The organism is Pedobacter sp. TM02 (genome assembly GCF_059705275.1).
The window spans coordinates 1826593-1844460 of the sequence record NZ_AP046530.1; the positions used below are offsets into that span (position 1 = coordinate 1826593).

Consider the following 17868-nt stretch of genomic DNA (forward strand, 5'->3'; position numbering starts at 1 on the left):
GATGAAAAAAAATACGATATATATCCTTTTTGCAGCCTTAATGCTTTTGGTGGGTGCCTGTAAAAAGAGCGAATTGGATAGGTTTCCGCAAACCTCCATCTCGCCAAATCTTTTCTTCAATACCGAAGAAGACCTGGCTCTTTATGTAAATGGACTTTTAGCATTGCCAGACCGAAATAGCTATTTGAACGATCAGAGCAGCGACAACGTGGCTACGACAGCATCAGTAGAAGTCAAGAATGTAATGCTGGGCAATGCCAATTCGCAAAATATAACCGGAGGCTGGAGCTGGACCCGGCTTCGCGACATCAATTATTTTTTAGAAAATTATAATAAGGCGGCTGTATCTTCAGATGTTAAAAGGCATTACATAGGTTTGGCCCGTTATTACCGGGCAGAGTTTTATCTGGCCAAGGTAAAGCGTTTTTCGGATGTGCCCTGGTACTCGAAAACCTTAAGTCCGGACGACAAAGATTTGTACAAAGCCCGCGATCCCAGAACCTTGATTGTAGACAGTATAATGGCTGATTTGGATTTCGCCTATAAAAACGTCAGGGAGAAAGTACCCGTTGGCACGCCTGGCAAATGGGCGGTGGCTACCTTATATGCCCGTGCAGCCCTTTATGAAGGCACTTATCGTAAATATCACGACGAGCTTAACCTTCAGGCCACGGCAAGCACCTTTTTGCAAACAGCCGCCAAGATCGCCGACGAGGTCATGACATCGGGCAAGTTTTCCATTTACAATACCGGAAAACCAGCTTCAGATTATGGGGCGCTTTTCTCGAGCCAGGATTTAACCACCAATCCGGAAGTGATATTGACCAATGTTTTCGACCTGGCAAAAAACAAGGGGCAAAATGTAAACAGTACGGTTTTTGGCGATTATGAACAGGCCCCTGCAAGAGACTTGGTACAAAGCTATTTAATGAAAGACGGTAGCCGATTTACAGACATTGCCAATTACGACAAACTGGGTTTTGTAAAGGAATTCGAAAACAGAGACCCGCGCATGGCGCAAACCCTGGTATATCCGGGGTGGATCAGTGCAGCTAATCCTTCACCTTATATCCAACGCCTGAATAAAAACTTTACCGGTTACCACCAATTGAAAGGCTATGTAAACAGTACAGACAACAACACGTTAAATGGCGTCGATTTTCCGGTATACCGTTATGCCGAAATTTTGTTGGCCTATGCAGAAGCCCAAGCCGAATTGGGCACGCTAACCCAGGCTCAGTTAGACAAGTCTGTTAATTTGTTGAGAAAGAGGGCCGGATTGCCAGATTTGAATTTGGCACAGGCCAATGCCAACCCCGATCCGGTAATGGTACTTCAATATCCTAATATTGCAACCAACAAAGGCGTTATTTTAGAGATTAGACGCGAACGCAGGGTAGAATTTGCTTTCGAAAATACCCGCTACGATGATTTGATGCGTTGGAAGGCGGGCCAATTGCTGGCGAAAAGCCCAGAGGGTATGTATTTTGCTGGTTTAGGTAAATATGACCTCACCGGAGACGGAATAGAAGATGTTATCTTGATAGACCGTTCGCAGACCATTCCGGGAGAGTCTCAAAAGGAAGTGAATGCTCTAGGCGTCAAGCTCATTTACTACCGTACAGGAACCATTGGCTCTGATGCAACCGTATTTCTTAAAAATGGCACATCAGGTGGCGCAATTGTTACCGAATCGGTTACCCGTAATTTTGTAGAGTCCAAATATTACTATCGCCCAATCCCTAATCAGGATGTCGTACTCAATCCAAACCTCAAACAAATTTTTGGTTGGTAACCGCTTTTAAAAAATAGTAGGCTAAAAACACTTATGAAAATATCCAGAAGAACATTGCTTAAAGTCGCTGGCCTTGCCACAGGCGCGGCCTTAACGGAAGGTACGCAGGCATTTGTAGAACCGCAGAATAAAAGCAAAAACAAGAAAGTAGCGCTTCAAGTAGCTCATATTACCGATGTACACATTAGAAAAGGTGATGAGGCACCCGAACGATTTACCAAATGCCTGCAACATATCATAGACAATCATAAGCCCGATTTCTTTTTGAATGGGGGAGATTCTATCAATGATGCCTCTTATGATAGCGTAATAAGAGAGCAGGTAATTGAGCAGTGGGCCCTATGGGATCAGTGCATCAAAACCATTGCGAAATATGAGGTTTTCAGTTGCCTGGGCAACCATGATATGTGGTGGAAGGCGCCAGCAAAAACCGATGCCATGTATGGGAAGGATTACGCAGTTAAACGCCTGAAAATTCCGAATCGTTATTACAGCTTTAAAAAGAAGAACTGGCATTTCATCATCTTAGATGGCAACAACAGCCAAATTTCTTTAGACGAAGAGCAGTTTAAGTGGCTGCAAAACGAACTGGAAAGCCTGCCCGCCCGTACGCCAGTATTGCTGATGTGCCATTATCCGATTTTGGGCACTACGCAGGTATTGGTTGGCGGTGGCCATTCGGATTGTAAAAAACTAAAAGACCTTTTCTATAAACATAAAGACAAGGTTCGCATTTGCCTGAGTGGCCATAACCACTTGGCTGACCATACGAGTTATAACGAAGTGCTTTATTGCTGCAATGGAGCCATGAGCGGTTTTTGGTGGGGCAAAGGTGATGCCGAATCGGCCGGAAAAGGCTATTATTTGGAAACCCCGCCGGGTTATGCCCTGCTTAAACTGTATGATGATGGGAGTGTAGAAAATGAATATATCCCCCATTCATTTTAAGCGTATCTAAGCACTTTTATCTACTTTAATGTCGAAGAGCCTCCAAAAACGGAGGCTCTTTGCTGTAAGAAGGTCTTTGCAAATGCTCTAATTTTTTACATCGCTACAATCGGTAGTTAAATTAATTAAATTAGCTTCATTAGTATCGCAATCGTAGATTTTTCCTCTCTATTCCGGTCCTTCTTGCCTATGCTTATTTGCAATAGGATAGTGTTGGCAAGCCCAAATTGTTTTTAATGACTATTGAAGTTTTCATCCTTAACTAAGTACAACGCTCTCATGAACATTTATTTACGCCAAAAAGCCTCACCTTAAACGCATTGCTCCATTAAGATAAGCAATTGTATTTGTTTTCTTTCTGAAAGCCTAAGCCAGCCATTTTAGATCTATTAAATCACACCTTTTCTTGGCGCCATAGGCATTTCATCAATACACATTGAATTTTTCAACAGGTATTAGAATGAGCAGCGAAAAATTAATCTTGATTGGCTGTGATGATACAGCGAACCTGGCGTTGGTGCTTAACGGCACTAAGGGCAGCACTTTTGCCCATAGTGTGGTTTCGGCCACCCGTACTGCCGACCTGCTGCGGATTGCTGAAGCCATGGAACCAAACTTGATTGTTTTGTGTTTTAGGGATAACCAACCTGTATTGAATGACTTGGAAGTTTTTTTAAGACCTTTGAATATTCCGGTAATCTGCCTCGTTTCGCAGGCAGAGGCCCAAACCTTGGTTTGGAATGAAAGAAGGATTGTATTTGCTTTTGCCAAGGAGCACATTGCCAATGAGTCCTACCTGGCCAGCCGCATCAATTCTGTATTTTTGCTTAACCAACCCACTTTGCCCATATCGCAGGAAATTGCTGTTGCAACCGAAAAAATTGTTGAGAGGTATGAAAACGATAGCAGCTTGAGCAGATATGTACTTGAGCTCGATCAGAAAGTTGAAGTGCTGGCCAAGGTTAAAGAACGTATTGCCGAACTATACCCGCAGGTAAACGACGCCACCAGGGCCGAGCTGACCGCCATTGTAAATACCATCAAGCAATCGGCAGGCAATAAAAAGCTATGGGATGATTTTAAGCTGTATTTTGAACAAACCGACCCGAGCTTTTTGCTCACTTTGGCACAGCAATATCCTTCGTTAACCACCATCGACCTCAAATACTGCTGCTACCTGAAAATGAACATGACCAACGACGACATCAGAAACCTGTTGGGCATTAACCAGGAAAGCGTACGTACACACAAGTACCGCTTGAAGAAAAAGATGTCACTTTCTAAAAATCAAGACCTGAGAAGCTATCTCAGAACCGTAAACAGTTAGTTAAAATCCTTTGTAATTTTTGGTTTAAAACACTGCGCTTGCTTTTGTGCATGGGTTGGCGTATACAAAATTACGGCCTGTCTACGGTTTGTATACGGAAATTTGTTGTTTGCCCATCTTCTTGTCTACGAAAGGTATATGGCAAAATCTTGTCTCGCCTTGCTTCTCGCGCTACATTTGAATCAGCACGCTCACCCCATAAATTAAATCGGCGATGATAAGCAAAGCGCTCCAATTTACGAATGATTTGATGGATCAGTTTTTAAGAAACCGGTTTGCGCTCGAAGAGAGCAAGGTGATCTTGAACAATCTGATCGAAGGAAATGGATCGGTGCCCGAAATCAACAAAAACAAGGTTATCCTTTCGCTAATCAATATCGAAAAAGAAACCATACAGCCTTTTTATACCCGTCACCAACAAATGGCCAATGGCAATTATGCCGACGTAAACCCCGACGAAAGGTATAACCTCTATGTTTTGGTCAGCTCAAATTTCGACGATTATAAAGAGTCGCTCAAATTCCTGAACGAGGTCATGCTGTTTTTTCAGGTGAATACCTTGGTCAATGCTTATTCGTTTGCTAACCTGCCGGCAGGCCTCGACCGATTGGAATTTGAAATCGAAAAAATAAACTACCAGCAGATGCAGGGTTTATGGACGGCTATGGGAGCAAAATACCAGCCTTCGGTCATTTATAAAATGAGGCTCATTAATATTCAAGGTCATCAGGTTAGAGGCTTTGATGGGGCTATTGTTCAAACTTCTAATCAGGTGGCAACATGATCACAACTGCTTTTAAATTGATTTGCAGCGTAAACATGAGCCACTCTTATTTTGAAGACGGCTTGTGCAAGTGCATTCGTTTCAAGCCTGGAAAAATAACCCAGGCACTTCAAAAAAGGTTCGAACTCAAAATTGTGAATAGGGTTGGAGGTTTTGATTTGTATGCGAATACGTTGCAAACCTGCGAGGTTTTTTTGGCCTACCTTAAGCAGGTCAGTGCTGATGCCTTTTTTGATTTTGAAATGGAAAGCCTCAGGGCAGATTTTGTTTATTTTACCGCATTTCCGATTGACAGTTCAGGCAAACTGAGTTACGATAGCGGCAAGCTTGCCGACGAAAACAAATTACTGGCCGAAAACTATAGCGACGAAACTTTAGCACCTGGCATAATAGGCCAATTGAAAATCCATTTCAACGATGTGTTGTCGCATCCGTTCAAAAGCACCGTATTTGCCATCAGCTTAAAAGCCAAGGCTACGCAATGGCAGTATTATGTGGTTAACAAAAGCGCCATTGTTTTGGCCGATCCACTGATTTCGGGCAAGGGCAATATCCAGTTTACTGGCCCAACGGCTGTAGTGTTAGCTACTGGCCAAACGGCTTTGCTTTTTACTTCTGGCCACGAATTGCTGCCTTTAAGCGAGGTGCCTAAATACAAATTCGACCTGCTGCATAGACCCACGGCGCATCACGAAACATCGCCCTCAAAATCGGCTCCTGTCAAATTTGTATTAAAAGGCCTTCCATGCCCAGATCCGCACAGATTTGGACAGGTAAAAATAGGAGACAGCCAACAATTTTCATCACCCATGTATGTATATGTTTAAGCAACACTAAAATAAAAAACAAGATTTATGAATGAGTCAAACATTAAGTCCCCTGGGGTCTATTTGAATGAACAGAACGCTTTTTCGAATTCTGTTGTAGCGGTGGCAACCGCCGTCCCAGCATTTATAGGGTATACGCCCCAAGCCTTGTACGAAGGCCGGTCGTACTTGAATGTGCCGCAAAAAATCACATCGTTTGCCGAGTTTCAGGCTATTTATTGCTACCCTGACCCTGCGCCGCCGGCAAGCCCTACCAAGCAGTACAGTCCAACCTATTACATGGTGGCACAAAAGAGCAAGCCGGCCGATAATAACTACATGCTTATTAACGACCAGTTTTATTCTATTTTGCCAGACCCCAACACGGTTTATTACCTGTACAATAGCATCAGGCTTTTTTATGAGAATGGTGGCGGCGATGCTTATATCGTATCTATTGGCAGTTATGGAGCCCCGTCGGGCAAGCCAGCTGCGATTGGCGAACAGCTTATTAACCCTAATGTACAGCTCAACGATCTTAAAAAAGGTCTCGAACTGTTGCTCAACGAGCAGGAACCAACCATGTACATCTGCCCCGAAGCCACGCTGCTCTCGGTACAAGATAATGGCACTTTGATGCAGGAGATGTTGTTGCAGTGTACACAAATGCAGACCTCGGTAGCCATTTTTGACATAATTGGCGGCAAAAACCCAGATCCCATCATGTACACCAAGGATATCGAAACCTTTAGGAACAATACCGGAATGGTGGGTTTGAATTACGGCGCTGCTTATTATCCGTTTGTGGGTACAACCATTATGCAAAATTCAGATATCGATTACACCAACCTTTTTGGTGGCGATGTGAAGCAATTGGCACCGCTTATCAATCCAGCCAGCAATCCAAACCAGGCGGCGGGTACTATTTTGTCGAATATCGAAAGTCCAGCGGGTACGCCTTTAACCGTAACCCAGTACCATAATGCCCTGATCAATTCGAGCAAGGTATACAGCACCATTATCAAGCATGTTTTAACCGATGCCAACTTATTGCCACCAAGCGGTGCAATTGCAGGAGTAATTACCTCTACAGACAATACACAAGGCGTATGGCAGGCGCCAGCAAATACATCGATGGTCGGTGTGGCTTCCTTGCCTATCAGGCTTTCGGAGAGTCAACAGGGTGGTTTGAACATGGATGCCGTATCGGGCAAATCCATCAACGCCATTCGCTTCTTTAACGGCATTGGTATTCTCATTTGGGGAGCCAGAACCTTAGATGGCAACAGCCAAGACTGGAAATACATTTCGGTACGCAGAACCATGACCTTGTTAGAACAGTCGTGTAAACTGGCCGCGAGGGCCTATGTGTTCGAGCCTAACGTAAAAAACACCTGGGAAGCTGTCAAGGCAATGATCAGTGGTTTTTTAACCACCATTTGGAAAGAAGGTGGGTTGCAGGGGGCAAGTGCAGCAGATGCTTTTTCGGTAGAGTGCGGGCTGGGTACCACCATGACCTCCGACGATCTTTTGTTGGGTTTTATGAAAGTGAAGGTAAAAGTAGCCATTGTACGCCCGGCAGAGTTCATCATCCTTACTTTCCAACAGCAAATGGCTGTATCTAGTTAATCAAATTGTTAAACAAAATTTTAAAAATAAAATATCATGGCTGAAGACGGTAGCAAAGAAGGCGCAACATGGCCAATGCCCAAGTTTCGCTTCGAAGTAGATTTAGGAACAGAATTAAAAGGCGTAGCATTTCAGGAAGTATCTGGAATGGATGTCGAAAATCAGATTATAGAATACAGAAAGAGCAATAGCCCGCTTTTTTCTACGGTAAAAATGCCAGGTTTAACCAAGTATGGCAACGTAACCATGAAAAGAGGGGTTTTTGTAAACGACAATACCTTTTGGAATTGGCACAAGGAAGTAACCATGAACCTGATCAAGAGGCGAACGGTACTGATCAAGCTTTTAGACGAGAGCGGCAAAGTAACCATGCAATGGCAATTGGATAATGCCTGGCCAACCAAGATTACCAGCACAGACCTCAAGTCTGATGGCAACGAGGTAGCGGTTGATACCATTGAGATTGCACACGAAAAGCTGACCATAACCAATGGAAAGTAACTATCCGCTTAGCTTTTATTTTAAGCTCTCCTTCAAAGATGAGGATGCGGCTTTTAAAGAAGTATCGGGCATTGCAAAAGAACTGGGCATTGAGGAGGTTGCATCAGGTGGGGAAAACCGCTTCAAGTACAAGCTTCCCACTGTGGCAACAGGACAGAATCTGGTGCTGAGAAGGGCCATGATCCCAAGCGGCTCTAAGCTTATCGATTGGTGTGCCAGTACTTTAGACGAAGGTTTGCATAAGCAGGTAGAAACGAACGATGTATCGGTGAGTTTGCTGGCTGCCGATGGCAAAGTCTCCAAAATGTGGACTTTCCATAAGGCCTATCCGGTTAAATACAATGTATCCGACCTCAAATCGATGGAAAATGAACTGCTGATCGAGTCGATTGAATTGGCTTATACCTATTTCAATGTATCGGCCGCTAAATAAGTGTCAAATTTAAGGAAACAGTTATGCCCATAGAAATCAGGGAATTGGTTATCAAAACCGAAATCGTAGCCAATGCCAAAAAGAACCAGTCGGCCATTGGGGGCAAAGAGCTGCAGTTGCTTAAACGCCAGCTTATGGCCGAGGTCAAAAGGATGATGGCTATGCAGCAAAGCAATAATTTGTACAACAGATAGCAAAAGTTATGGAAGCAAGTTTAGAACTGTTGAAAATTACCGGCTATACCGATGCCGAGTTTCAGAAGCCGTTTAAGGGTAATCCTTATTCGGTGATGATCAACCCCGAAAGCATCAAATGGGATCGCAGCATCGAGTATAACCACCAGCAGGCACCAGATTCGAGTTCTGGCTCGCAAAAGTACCAAAGTACGCCAAGCGATAAGCTGAGCTTTGATATCGTAATCGACTGTACGGGAATCGTCGATTCGAAGAGGCTGGATCTTACGGCAGAAATAGAGGCCTTAAAAAACATTGTGTATACCTATAATGGAGATATCCACCGGCCAAATTTTGTAAAGGTACAATGGGGCAAAGATATCGTTTTTAAGGGTGTGTTAGGCTCTTTCGATACTTCCTATACCTTTTTTAGACCCGATGGAAGCCCTTTGCGTGCCAAGATTTCGCTCGCCTTTTCGCAGTACATCTCGGTTAAAACATTGGAAAAGAAGCAGAAGAAGGCTTCGCCCGATGTAAGCCATCTGGTTACCGTGGTAGAAGGCATGAGCCTGCCCCAACTTTGTCAAAACATTTGGAACGATGACGCCAATTATGTTCAGGTTGCCCAGTTTAACGACCTCAACAAATTCAGGAACCTGAAGGGAATTGAGAAGTTGGTTTTTCCACCCATAATTCAACCTTAGCCATGCCAGATTCAGTTGACTGTGGTGCTTTGGCCACCTTTACCATCAAAATTGACAACAAAAGCATTAGCGACGATTGGGCAATCCATTCGGTGCATGTGCATAAACGCATCAATAAAGTGGCCTCGGCTGGTTTTGTAATCCTCGATGGCCAATCAGATACCGGAAAGTTCGATGCCAGTTCGTCAGATGTGTTTTTGCCAGGCAAAGCAGTGACGATAGAAGCCGGCTACGATTCTAAAAACGAAGTTATTTTTAAGGGAATCATTACCCGGCAATCAATAAGGATTGATGAATTTATAGGCTCCTCGCTCGATATCGAATGCAGGGATGTAGCCATTAAGACAACCGTAGGCAGGAAAAGCTTAACCTATCAAAAGCAAAAGGATAGCGATATCATTTCGAAAATTGTTGGCAATTACAGCGGGCTGAGCGCCAAAGTAGCCGCAACCAGCACCACCTGGCCTCAGCAGGTGCAGCATTATGTAACCGATTGGGATTACATTTTGTCGAGGGCCGAAATCAACGGCCTGTTAGTAGCCACCATTAACGGCGAACTGAATGTATTTAAACCTGATGCTACAAAATCGGTGATGCAGGTTAAATATGGCGATGGATTACTGGAGTTTAACGCCGACCTCGATTCGGTAAGCCAATATGGCAGCGTGAATGCCAGTACATGGGATTTCAAAACCCAAACGGTGGTCTCGTCGGTGAGCAAGTGCGATGTAGATGGCCCAGGCAATTTGTCGTCAAAAAAACTGGCTGCAGTAGTAGGATTGGCCAATTATGAGCTGCAAAGTACCGCGCCTTTTGAAAAAACAGATCTCGAAAATTGGTCGAAGGCCCAGTTGGTTAAAAGCGAATATTCAAAAATAAGGGGCGAAGCCAAAGTACAAGGCACCAGTTTGTTGGAGCTTGGCAAGTACATTACCCTGGTTGGTTTGGGCAATCGTTTTAATGGCGATCATTTGGTTTCGGGCCTGAAACATGCTATAGCCGAGGGCAATTGGACCACCGAAATAGCAATCGGTCTTTCGCCTTTGTGGTTTGTTGAAGAACCCGATGTTACTGCGCCAACGGCCTCTAATTTGTTAACGGGTGCCCGTGGATTGTTCAATGCCACCGTAAAGCAGATGTATGAAGATCCCGATTCGCAGTTCAGGATTTTGGTAGACGTACCGCTGATAGATAACCAGGGACAAGGGCTTTGGGCCCGGCTTTCCAATTTTTACTCTACCAGTGGCGCAGGTGCCTTCTTTCTGCCCGAAGTTGGCGATGAGGTTATTGTTGGTTTTTTGAACGAAGACCCACGCTATCCCATTATTTTGGGCAGTTTGTACAGCAACAGCAAAATCAAACCTTTTGAGGGCTTAACACCTAACCAGAAAAACACACAAAAAGCCATTGTTTCCAAATCGGGTATTTACATCCAGTTCGACGACGGCAAAAAGATCTTCACCATTTCTACACCCGATAAAAACAAGATCATTCTGGACGACGAAAACAAAAAGATTACGATAGCCGACGATAATGGCAACACGGTAACAATGTCTGACAGTGGCATTTCGATGAAAAGCCCGAAAAACATTACGCTACAGGCCGATGGAAATGTGGCTATTTCGGGCAAACAGGGCGTTAAGGTAAGCTCAGATGCCGGCGACGTCGTGGTTAAGGGCATCAATGTGAAGCAAACCGCCACCACCGAATATTCGGTTGACGGAGGAATGAAGGCAACGGTGCAGAGTTCGATGAACATGACCTTGCAAAGTGCAATGATCAACATTAATTAAAACGCATATGCCACCAGCAGCAAGAATTACAGATTTTCACCAATGTCCGATGCAAACACCGGCTGTGGTACCCATTCCGCATGTAGGCGGACCAATTACCGGACCCGGAGCACCTAATGTGCTGATCGGAAAGCTCCCTGCAGCCCGAGTGGGCGACATGCTGGTTTGCGTAGGCCCGCCAGATGTGATTACTAAAGGATCGGCTACGGTAAAAATCTGCAAAATGCCGGCGGCAAGACTGGGCGATCAAACTGCACACGGCGGCCAGATCATGCTGGGCGCTATGAACGTAATGATAGGAGGATAAAAATTGGCAGCTAACGAAAATAGTTTTTTAGGCTCTGGCTGGTCGTTTCCGGTTACTTTTTCATCAGGGAACTATCGGGTAAACCTCAGCAGGCTAGAAGAAAACGTAAACGATTCGATCGACATCATTTTGCAGACCAAAGTAGGCGAACGCAACCTGAATGCCCAGTTTGGTTCGGGTTTGCAAGAATTTTTCTTCAGGCGTATGGACGAAAGTCTCAAGGGAGAAATCAAGGATGCGGTAAGCAATGCCCTGCTGCATAACGAGCCCCGCATTACCTTAACCGATGTAGAAGTTGTTTTTGCCGACAAAAGCAACGGCAGGGTCGAAATATTGGTGAAATACCGCTACAATACCACCAACACCCGGCATAATTATGTGTTTCCTTTTTACCTGAACGAAGGGACCAATCTGAGCTGATGGTTGCCTTTAATCCATATCGCTCACTGGCTTCTATAGAAAAGTCGCTCGCTGCCACCAGCCAATTGGTTGATGCCAGAACAGAGCAGGATTGGCTTTTCTTTTTGGGCGAGTTGGCGGCATTGATTAATTTTTACGACCAAGACAACACCGTAAATGGCAATTGGGCTCCTTTTTTGCTCAAAGACCCCGTTTTTTTAGTGGCTACCATAGCCAAAACCAAAGTTGCCGACCTGCACGCCATTTATTTTAAAACCAAAACCAGGCTGCAGCAACTTTTTACCAAGGGCATCGAATTGGGTAAAATAGGCATTGGCATCAACGACATGCTGGAGCAGATTTTTCAGGTCTTTGTGTACCTCAAAAGATGGGTGTACTATTTGCAGGCTACCGTAGAAGAATATGAGCTTAAAACCTATATCCTGCTGCAGGTAGAAAATGTATATAGCAAATATTTTTGGGCTATTTCATCGCTTAGGCAGGTGCTGTTCTCAACCACCATCATTCCCGGCATCAGCAAATTTGACCCTGGCAAACTCAATGCCTTTCAAACACACGAGGAACTGGTTTGGAAGAAGTACGAAAATAAGCAGCCTTATTGGGAAGTTCTAAACCTGCAACATCCGATCAGCAAAAACGAACCCGAGGCCATATTCAAATCCCTTGCCAAAGCCGGAGACGAAATATTTGTCTTTTTCAACAATGTGGTGAATCATGCGCAGCCGGCATTCGAAAAATTAAGTGCCGGCAAGAGCATCCATCCAGACACTACGCTGTTGCGAAGTTTTGTGCATTTGCTAAAAATACAGCAAGCCGAGATGAACAAGCTCTCGGACAAGCATCTCGATTTTTATTATCAGGATATATTGCAACAGGTTGCAGAGCCGGCCAAAGCCGATCGCGTTTTTGTTTGTGCCGAACTAATGGCCAACGATTCGCTTGCTTGGCTGCTGCCGGGCACTGCCTTGGATGCCGGTACAGATGCCGAGAAAAACCCTGTTTATTTTGTCAATGCAAAAGGGCTTTGGCTTAATCCTGCAGTAATTACCAACCTGCAAACCTTCACTAAAACTACCGTTGCCACACAGCAGGTATCTTATTATTTGGGCAGCGTAGCTGATCCGGGTACGCCGAAAAAGGACGCTGATAACCACTTGATGGCTTGGCCACCATTCCAAGCGTCATTATCGGTGCAAACAGCCATGGGCATTGCCTTTGCATCGCCTATGTTGCTGCTCAAAGAAGGCAACCGTTTGATCAATATCGGCATTGAATACAATGGATTGCTGGATTTGACCATATTAGAAACGGTATCTTACGCGCTGAGTACGGCTACGGGCTGGCTAAACATGGTGCCTACAGCTACAGCTATTATTGGCAGGGACCAAAACCAGCGATTGGAGTTGCAATTTAACCTTTTGCCCGACCAGCCCGCAATCGAACCTATTTTAGATCAGGCCATCAACGGTTTTAAAGCAGATTGGCCTATGTTCAAAATGATGTTCCAGCACTTTCCGCAAAGTGGGGAGATGGGTAAGGTAATTGCTTTGGATATTGAGGTTGAGGTAAGCGGCATCAACAACCTGCAGTTGTACAACGATCATGGGGGCATTATTGCAAAGGCACCTTATCCTATTTTTGGAACAACGCCTCTATTGAACAGCAATTTTTTGGTGGGTAGCAGTGAGATTTTCAGCAAACCCCTTCAAAAACTAAGCTTAGCGTTAAACTGGGGCAATCTTCCAGACGATTTTGGCGTGTATTACAAAGCCTATAACGATTACCTGCACCAAAAATGGACAGCTGTACAAAATCAAAAAAAAACTTGGTTGGGCAGGTTTTTTCGCTGGGTTAAAAGCTGGTTTGTCAAAAGCACAGACCTGTTTGAAGAGCCTTTTTATAATGGAGGTTTTAAGGTTGATTTTAAGCTGCTCCAAGCTCGTTCCTGGTTGCCGCTTAATGCCGTAAGTGAAACCGATCCAACGCATATTCCGGCTTCGGTACCCTTATTTGATGAAGATGCCGATTTCAAGCTGCTCAAAGCTACGCATTTCAGCTGTGAGCCAGATCCAGCTTTGCTCAAGCCCGATGCCACCATGCAGTTGCAGGCTCTTGCTTATCATGAGGAAAGTGCCAATGGGTTTATCAAGTTGCAATTGGCTGTACCTGCTTATGGTTTTGGATCGGAGCTTTATCCTGCCATTGTTTACGAGCAGGCTTTAGCCAATGCAAGGCTCATCAATAAAAGAAGCAAAAAGTTTGAAGAACCTGCAAAAATTCCATTTGCCCCTTTGCTAAATGCTACACAAGCTGGCTACACCGCCAAGCAAAGCTATTTGCTTGGCCAAAACAAGAATACTGATTATCCTTTAGCCTGCTATCATTTTACACCTTTTGGCAATTATTTAGGCTATGATCAAAAACAGGGCAGGGTCAATTCGAGCTTTGCTTTTGGCACCGATAGCCAAACATTGCCAATGGTACCTGAATTTCCTTACCAAGGATTTTTGTTTTTGCAGCTGCAGGATCTTTTGCCTACCAGTATTTTGTCGGTATATTTTGAAGTAAAGCCTCAATTGTCGAATAAAAGGCCTTCATTGCCGCTTTCTTGTTTTTACTGGAGCGAAACCGGCTGGCAAGTGCTGGAAGTGGTAGCCGATGGCACTGGTAATTTAAGTACTTCTGGCATCTTGCAAGTAAAAATTCCCAATTCCATCGCTGTACAGAATAACACCATGCCCAAAGGCAGCTATTGCATCTGTTTAGCAACAACAGAAGATCCGTCGTTATTTGCCGAAATCTATCTTGTTAAAACCAACGGATTTGAAGCCGAAAGAATGGCCGGAAGCTGGCAATCCCTAAATGAAGTGCCATCCTTGCCCGCCAATGCGATTTCACAGCCTAAGCTAAAGTTCCCGGCCATTAAATCACTTATACAACCATTTCCCTCATTTGGTGGACGTGCGGCCGAGGAAGCCAGGATGATGAACCAGAGGATTGCTAAAAGGCTGAAGACAAAAGACAGGCTAAGAAACGCTGATGACTGTTTGTTGTTGATCAAAAGCGAATTTCCCGAAATATTTTATGCCAAGGCTGTTTATAGCCAGCTTACCCGAGAAATTATCATTTATCTGGTTGGCAAAGCCAAGATCGGATCAGCAGGCAATACCTTATTGCCTGCGGTTGCACCCGTTTTGGTTAAGGATATCCAGCGTTACGTTTCGCAGCGCAGTTCGGCATTCACCACTATCAATGCCCAACCCTTTGAAATGCAGTACCTCCTAGTTTCGGCGAAAATCAGTATTCGAGAAGGGTTTGAGCCCAGTGTCATGCAGGCAAGCATTGGCGCCGCGCTCAACCGCTATCTATCACCATGGGCCGAGAGCAATGCCCAACAGGTAACGATCGAAGAATCCATTAGCATGGCCCAAGTAGTCAATTTCATTAAAAATATTGATGGAGTTGTGGAAGTCACAGATACATCGCTCCAAACCTGGCTCGCCAATGAAGATACAGACAAACAGATACGCCAAACTGTAAGCCCACTAAAGGCAAGCACCTTAATTGTCCCTTGTTTAAACCATCAGTTAAAATGCGAGGTAAGTTATGAATGAGATGAACTATATCTTGAATACCCCGCCGCCTTTGAGCCAGAATTTTAAGCAGCTTAAAGACGAAGGGCTTCGCTATATCCAACAGCATGTAGACACGGAATGGACCAACCTGAACGATAGCGATCCGGGCATCACCATTTTAGAACAGCTGTGCTTTGCCCTAACCGAGCTGGGTTATTGCAATAATTTCGCTATTGCCGACATCCTTACCCAGGCATCGGGCCAGCTGCAGGTGGCCGACCAATTTTACAGGCCACAAGAAATCCTGACCACAAGCCCCGTTACCTTAAACGATTACAGGAGATACCTGATCGATTCAATGCCTGCGCTCCGAAATGTACAGGTGTTTCCGTTGCATCCTTCAGCTTTTATACAAGGTGTTTACAGCGTGTACTTGCTCCTTGACGAAACTGCTCCGTACGATGCAAAAGGAGTTTGTGCCGAGGCCTATTTTGCCCTGCAGCAACGCAGAAATATTGGCGAAGTATTCCTGATGCCACAGGTCATGCCGTCAAAAAAACACTTCATCACGGGTACCATTGTAATCGAGCCAGAAAAGAGCCAACAGGAAATACTGGCTAACCTGGATAGGCGAATTGCCGATTTTATCTTTCCGAAAGCCAAACAACAGGGCAATAAAAACCTAAGCGAACAACAAATACCGAGCAACGAGATCTTTAACGGACCGCAACTGGCCAACGGCTGGATTTTGGACGAAGATTTGGGCAGTCACCAAACCACGCTGCGTTTGGTACAACTGATGCAGCTGATGGAAAGCACGGAGGGAGTAGTTGCGGTAAGCGACCTTAAATTGGATGGGCTGGAAAAGCTTACGGCTATTGTAGAAAATGAGCGCACTGTTATTAAAATAGATTGGCAACAATCGCTGGGCAATGGGTTAACAATTCAGGTAAAAGGAAGGCCTTTGGCTGTAGCCAATACCGCACTTGAACTCGACCCAACTGCAAGCCTTCAAGGTAAGGTTAATCCGATAGTTGTAGCAGAACCTGCCACAATCGAAGGTTTGCCAAAAAGCAAATTCAGGGACATTGGCAGTTATTATTCCATCCAAAACACCTTTCCCGAGATATATGCAGTTGGCCACGATGCCATCATGACCAATGCCCAGCCGTTTCAGATTGCCCAATCTAAACAGTTGAAAGGCTACCTTACGCTTTTTGATCAGGTGCTGGCCAACCAGTTTGCACAATTGGCCAACATTGGTACTTTGTTTTCGTTTAAGAATGCACAAAGCGCCCTGCCGGCCGATCTGGAAAATTTTTATGCCCATCAAAGCGTGTATCAAAAGGCCAACCAGCTTTATCCGGCACCTTACCAAAGTTTTGCACCCACTTATTTTGGCCAATCCGTTTACGATATTCCGAATATCAGGGGACTGCTTAAAAACAACCAGATTTTTAATTATGGAATCGAGCTGGAAACCGGTAAGGAATTGGACGAAAAAAGCTGGATCGCCTATCAAAAAGACCCCTATAATCCATACATCAGGGGCTTGATGAGCCTGACCACCGACGATGAAGTGGATTTGCCACGCAGAAACGAAATACTGGACCATTTGTTGGCAAGACACGGTGAATCGCCAATGCTGATTGACCAATTGATAGCTGGGGCCAGTTATACCGGCGAACAAGCCAAAGACACCTTGATCATCAAAAGCCTCTATTTGCAAAACCTGGGCTTACTAAGCTATTTTAAGCCCAAGGCCTATAATTTTTTAATTGCAGCAAAACTATCAGATGCATTGCCCGAAAAATCTGCGCATCACAGGCGTGAGCTGTTTGGCAGGTACGCCAAAGATTTTATGGTAGATTCTGGAAAGATAGATGCCGTCGAAAAACTAAAACCTGTCGATTTTTCCAATTACGCAGCCTTGGAACTAAAGCTTAACCTGCTATTTGGGTTAACCGCTCACTACAACAGTTTTGTAGCCAGCTATTTTGACGAAGAGCAGGCCCTTACCGCCATCCGACTTTCTTTTTGGTTGAGCCAATACAGAAAGGGCTTCATGATGGTAGAACGGAATTTATTGATGCAGCAATTGCAGTATCATCTCCTGTTGAAAGAAGAAAGCAGCGGTCGTTTGCTTCAATTGGCTAAAACATTGGATTTTGAACAGGCAATGAGGCTGAACGAAGCATTGATTCTTGCAACAGCTGAAATTTGGGCAAATGGTTTTAGTCATCAAACGCTGGCCTTGGACGGACATGCCTACCGCTTGGAGCCTGTGGGTGCAGTACAGTCTGAAATGGAATTTAAATATGCAGCCAATGGCAAGTATAGCCTGCAGCTCACGGTGGCCGGTGGAGGCTTAAAAACGCCTGCAGGCTTTGATATTTTTGAAAACAGCATCCATGTTTTCTTTCCTGCTTTTATTCCAGCGTTTAATACCATTGCATTTAAACAAAAACTGGAACTTTTTTTAACACTTGAATTGCCTTTGCACGTGGCCTTCCATTGTCATTTTATCAATGAGAAGCTCATGGAAGTGCTCATTCCCGAATTTGTGCATTGGCACAATGAAATGAACCATAATCCTGCCCACGAAAAAGCAGCGGGCAGGAGAGAGAAAACCGAAAAACTGCTTAACCTGATAGCGCTTATTCAATAACCGGA

At 44.7% G+C, this 17868-nt stretch carries 15 protein-coding genes; all 15 read left to right on the plus strand.

Going from position 1 to position 17868, the window contains the following annotated elements; genetic code table 11:
- Window position 1: 1 nt before the first annotated feature.
- The 15 genes from AC6H1S_RS07725 to AC6H1S_RS07795 all read left to right on the plus strand — a co-directional run bounded on the left by AC6H1S_RS07725 (window position 2) and on the right by AC6H1S_RS07795 (window position 17863).
- The gene (locus AC6H1S_RS07725) at window positions 2-1795 is read left to right on the plus strand and encodes a RagB/SusD family nutrient uptake outer membrane protein (protein ID WP_497565764.1); all 1794 of its coding nucleotides are present in this window, start codon (window positions 2-4) and stop codon (window positions 1793-1795) included.
- A gap of 33 nt (window positions 1796-1828) precedes the next feature.
- On the plus strand, window positions 1829-2743 hold the full coding sequence (locus AC6H1S_RS07730; RefSeq protein ID WP_199141249.1) for a metallophosphoesterase family protein: 915 nt from the start codon (window positions 1829-1831) through the stop codon (window positions 2741-2743).
- A 460-nt stretch (window positions 2744-3203) separates the two neighbouring features.
- Window positions 3204-4070: a helix-turn-helix transcriptional regulator gene (locus AC6H1S_RS07735; protein WP_199141250.1), complete on the plus strand. Its 867-nt coding sequence runs from the start codon at window positions 3204-3206 to the stop codon at window positions 4068-4070.
- 214 nt (window positions 4071-4284) lie between these two features.
- Window positions 4285-4854 (plus strand): Pvc16 family protein, encoded by a 570-nt coding sequence (locus AC6H1S_RS07740; RefSeq protein ID WP_497565765.1) that lies wholly within the window; start codon window positions 4285-4287, stop codon window positions 4852-4854.
- Window positions 4851-5681 (plus strand): hypothetical protein, encoded by an 831-nt coding sequence (locus tag AC6H1S_RS07745; protein ID WP_497565766.1) that lies wholly within the window; start codon window positions 4851-4853, stop codon window positions 5679-5681. The genes AC6H1S_RS07740 and AC6H1S_RS07745 overlap by 4 nt, the downstream gene beginning before the upstream one ends.
- Window positions 5682-5744: 63 nt before the next feature.
- On the plus strand, window positions 5745-7289 hold the full coding sequence (locus AC6H1S_RS07750) for a phage tail sheath family protein (RefSeq protein WP_199139852.1): 1545 nt from the start codon (window positions 5745-5747) through the stop codon (window positions 7287-7289).
- 36 nt (window positions 7290-7325) lie between these two features.
- Window positions 7326-7790 (plus strand): phage tail protein, encoded by a 465-nt coding sequence (locus tag AC6H1S_RS07755; protein ID WP_199139850.1) that lies wholly within the window; start codon window positions 7326-7328, stop codon window positions 7788-7790.
- A complete protein-coding gene (locus tag AC6H1S_RS07760; protein WP_199139848.1) occupies window positions 7780-8223 on the plus strand; it encodes a phage tail protein in 444 nt (147 codons plus the stop codon). Before AC6H1S_RS07755 ends, AC6H1S_RS07760 begins: the two co-directional genes overlap by 11 nt.
- Window positions 8224-8246: 23 nt before the next feature.
- Window positions 8247-8417 carry a DUF5908 family protein gene (locus tag AC6H1S_RS07765; protein WP_199139846.1) on the plus strand — a complete coding sequence of 57 codons (171 nt, stop codon included), beginning with the start codon at window positions 8247-8249 and terminating at the stop codon, window positions 8415-8417.
- An 8-nt stretch (window positions 8418-8425) separates the two neighbouring features.
- Complete coding sequence (locus tag AC6H1S_RS07770; protein ID WP_199139844.1) at window positions 8426-9100, plus strand: CIS tube protein; 675 nt, start codon at window positions 8426-8428, stop codon at window positions 9098-9100.
- 2 nt (window positions 9101-9102) lie between these two features.
- Entirely contained in the window at window positions 9103-10893 is a 1791-nt protein-coding gene (gene vgrG / locus AC6H1S_RS07775; protein WP_497565767.1) for a type VI secretion system tip protein VgrG, read from the plus strand.
- 7 nt (window positions 10894-10900) lie between these two features.
- The gene (locus AC6H1S_RS07780; RefSeq protein ID WP_199139840.1) at window positions 10901-11200 is read left to right on the plus strand and encodes a PAAR domain-containing protein; all 300 of its coding nucleotides are present in this window, start codon (window positions 10901-10903) and stop codon (window positions 11198-11200) included.
- Between the two features lie 3 nt (window positions 11201-11203).
- Complete coding sequence (locus AC6H1S_RS07785; RefSeq protein WP_497565768.1) at window positions 11204-11620, plus strand: GPW/gp25 family protein; 417 nt, start codon at window positions 11204-11206, stop codon at window positions 11618-11620.
- Window positions 11620-15234 (plus strand): baseplate J/gp47 family protein, encoded by a 3615-nt coding sequence (locus tag AC6H1S_RS07790; protein WP_497565769.1) that lies wholly within the window; start codon window positions 11620-11622, stop codon window positions 15232-15234. The genes AC6H1S_RS07785 and AC6H1S_RS07790 overlap by 1 nt, the downstream gene beginning before the upstream one ends.
- Complete coding sequence (locus AC6H1S_RS07795; RefSeq protein ID WP_497565770.1) at window positions 15227-17863, plus strand: baseplate wedge protein; 2637 nt, start codon at window positions 15227-15229, stop codon at window positions 17861-17863. The genes AC6H1S_RS07790 and AC6H1S_RS07795 overlap by 8 nt, the downstream gene beginning before the upstream one ends.
- Window positions 17864-17868 lie beyond the last annotated feature (5 nt).

Coding starts and splice junctions, on each gene's coding strand:
- AC6H1S_RS07725 (WP_497565764.1), top strand. CDS start 2: ATGAAAAAAAATACGATATATATCCTTTTTGCAGCCTTAATGCTTTTG.
- AC6H1S_RS07730 (WP_199141249.1), top strand. CDS start 1,829: ATGAAAATATCCAGAAGAACATTGCTTAAAGTCGCTGGCCTTGCCACA.
- AC6H1S_RS07735 (WP_199141250.1), top strand. CDS start 3,204: ATGAGCAGCGAAAAATTAATCTTGATTGGCTGTGATGATACAGCGAAC.
- AC6H1S_RS07740 (WP_497565765.1), top strand. CDS start 4,285: ATGATAAGCAAAGCGCTCCAATTTACGAATGATTTGATGGATCAGTTT.
- AC6H1S_RS07745 (WP_497565766.1), top strand. CDS start 4,851: ATGATCACAACTGCTTTTAAATTGATTTGCAGCGTAAACATGAGCCAC.
- AC6H1S_RS07755 (WP_199139850.1), top strand. CDS start 7,326: ATGGCTGAAGACGGTAGCAAAGAAGGCGCAACATGGCCAATGCCCAAG.
- AC6H1S_RS07760 (WP_199139848.1), top strand. CDS start 7,780: ATGGAAAGTAACTATCCGCTTAGCTTTTATTTTAAGCTCTCCTTCAAA.
- AC6H1S_RS07765 (WP_199139846.1), top strand. CDS start 8,247: ATGCCCATAGAAATCAGGGAATTGGTTATCAAAACCGAAATCGTAGCC.
- AC6H1S_RS07770 (WP_199139844.1), top strand. CDS start 8,426: ATGGAAGCAAGTTTAGAACTGTTGAAAATTACCGGCTATACCGATGCC.
- vgrG (WP_497565767.1), top strand. CDS start 9,103: ATGCCAGATTCAGTTGACTGTGGTGCTTTGGCCACCTTTACCATCAAA.
- AC6H1S_RS07780 (WP_199139840.1), top strand. CDS start 10,901: ATGCCACCAGCAGCAAGAATTACAGATTTTCACCAATGTCCGATGCAA.
- AC6H1S_RS07790 (WP_497565769.1), top strand. CDS start 11,620: ATGGTTGCCTTTAATCCATATCGCTCACTGGCTTCTATAGAAAAGTCG.
- AC6H1S_RS07795 (WP_497565770.1), top strand. CDS start 15,227: ATGAATGAGATGAACTATATCTTGAATACCCCGCCGCCTTTGAGCCAG.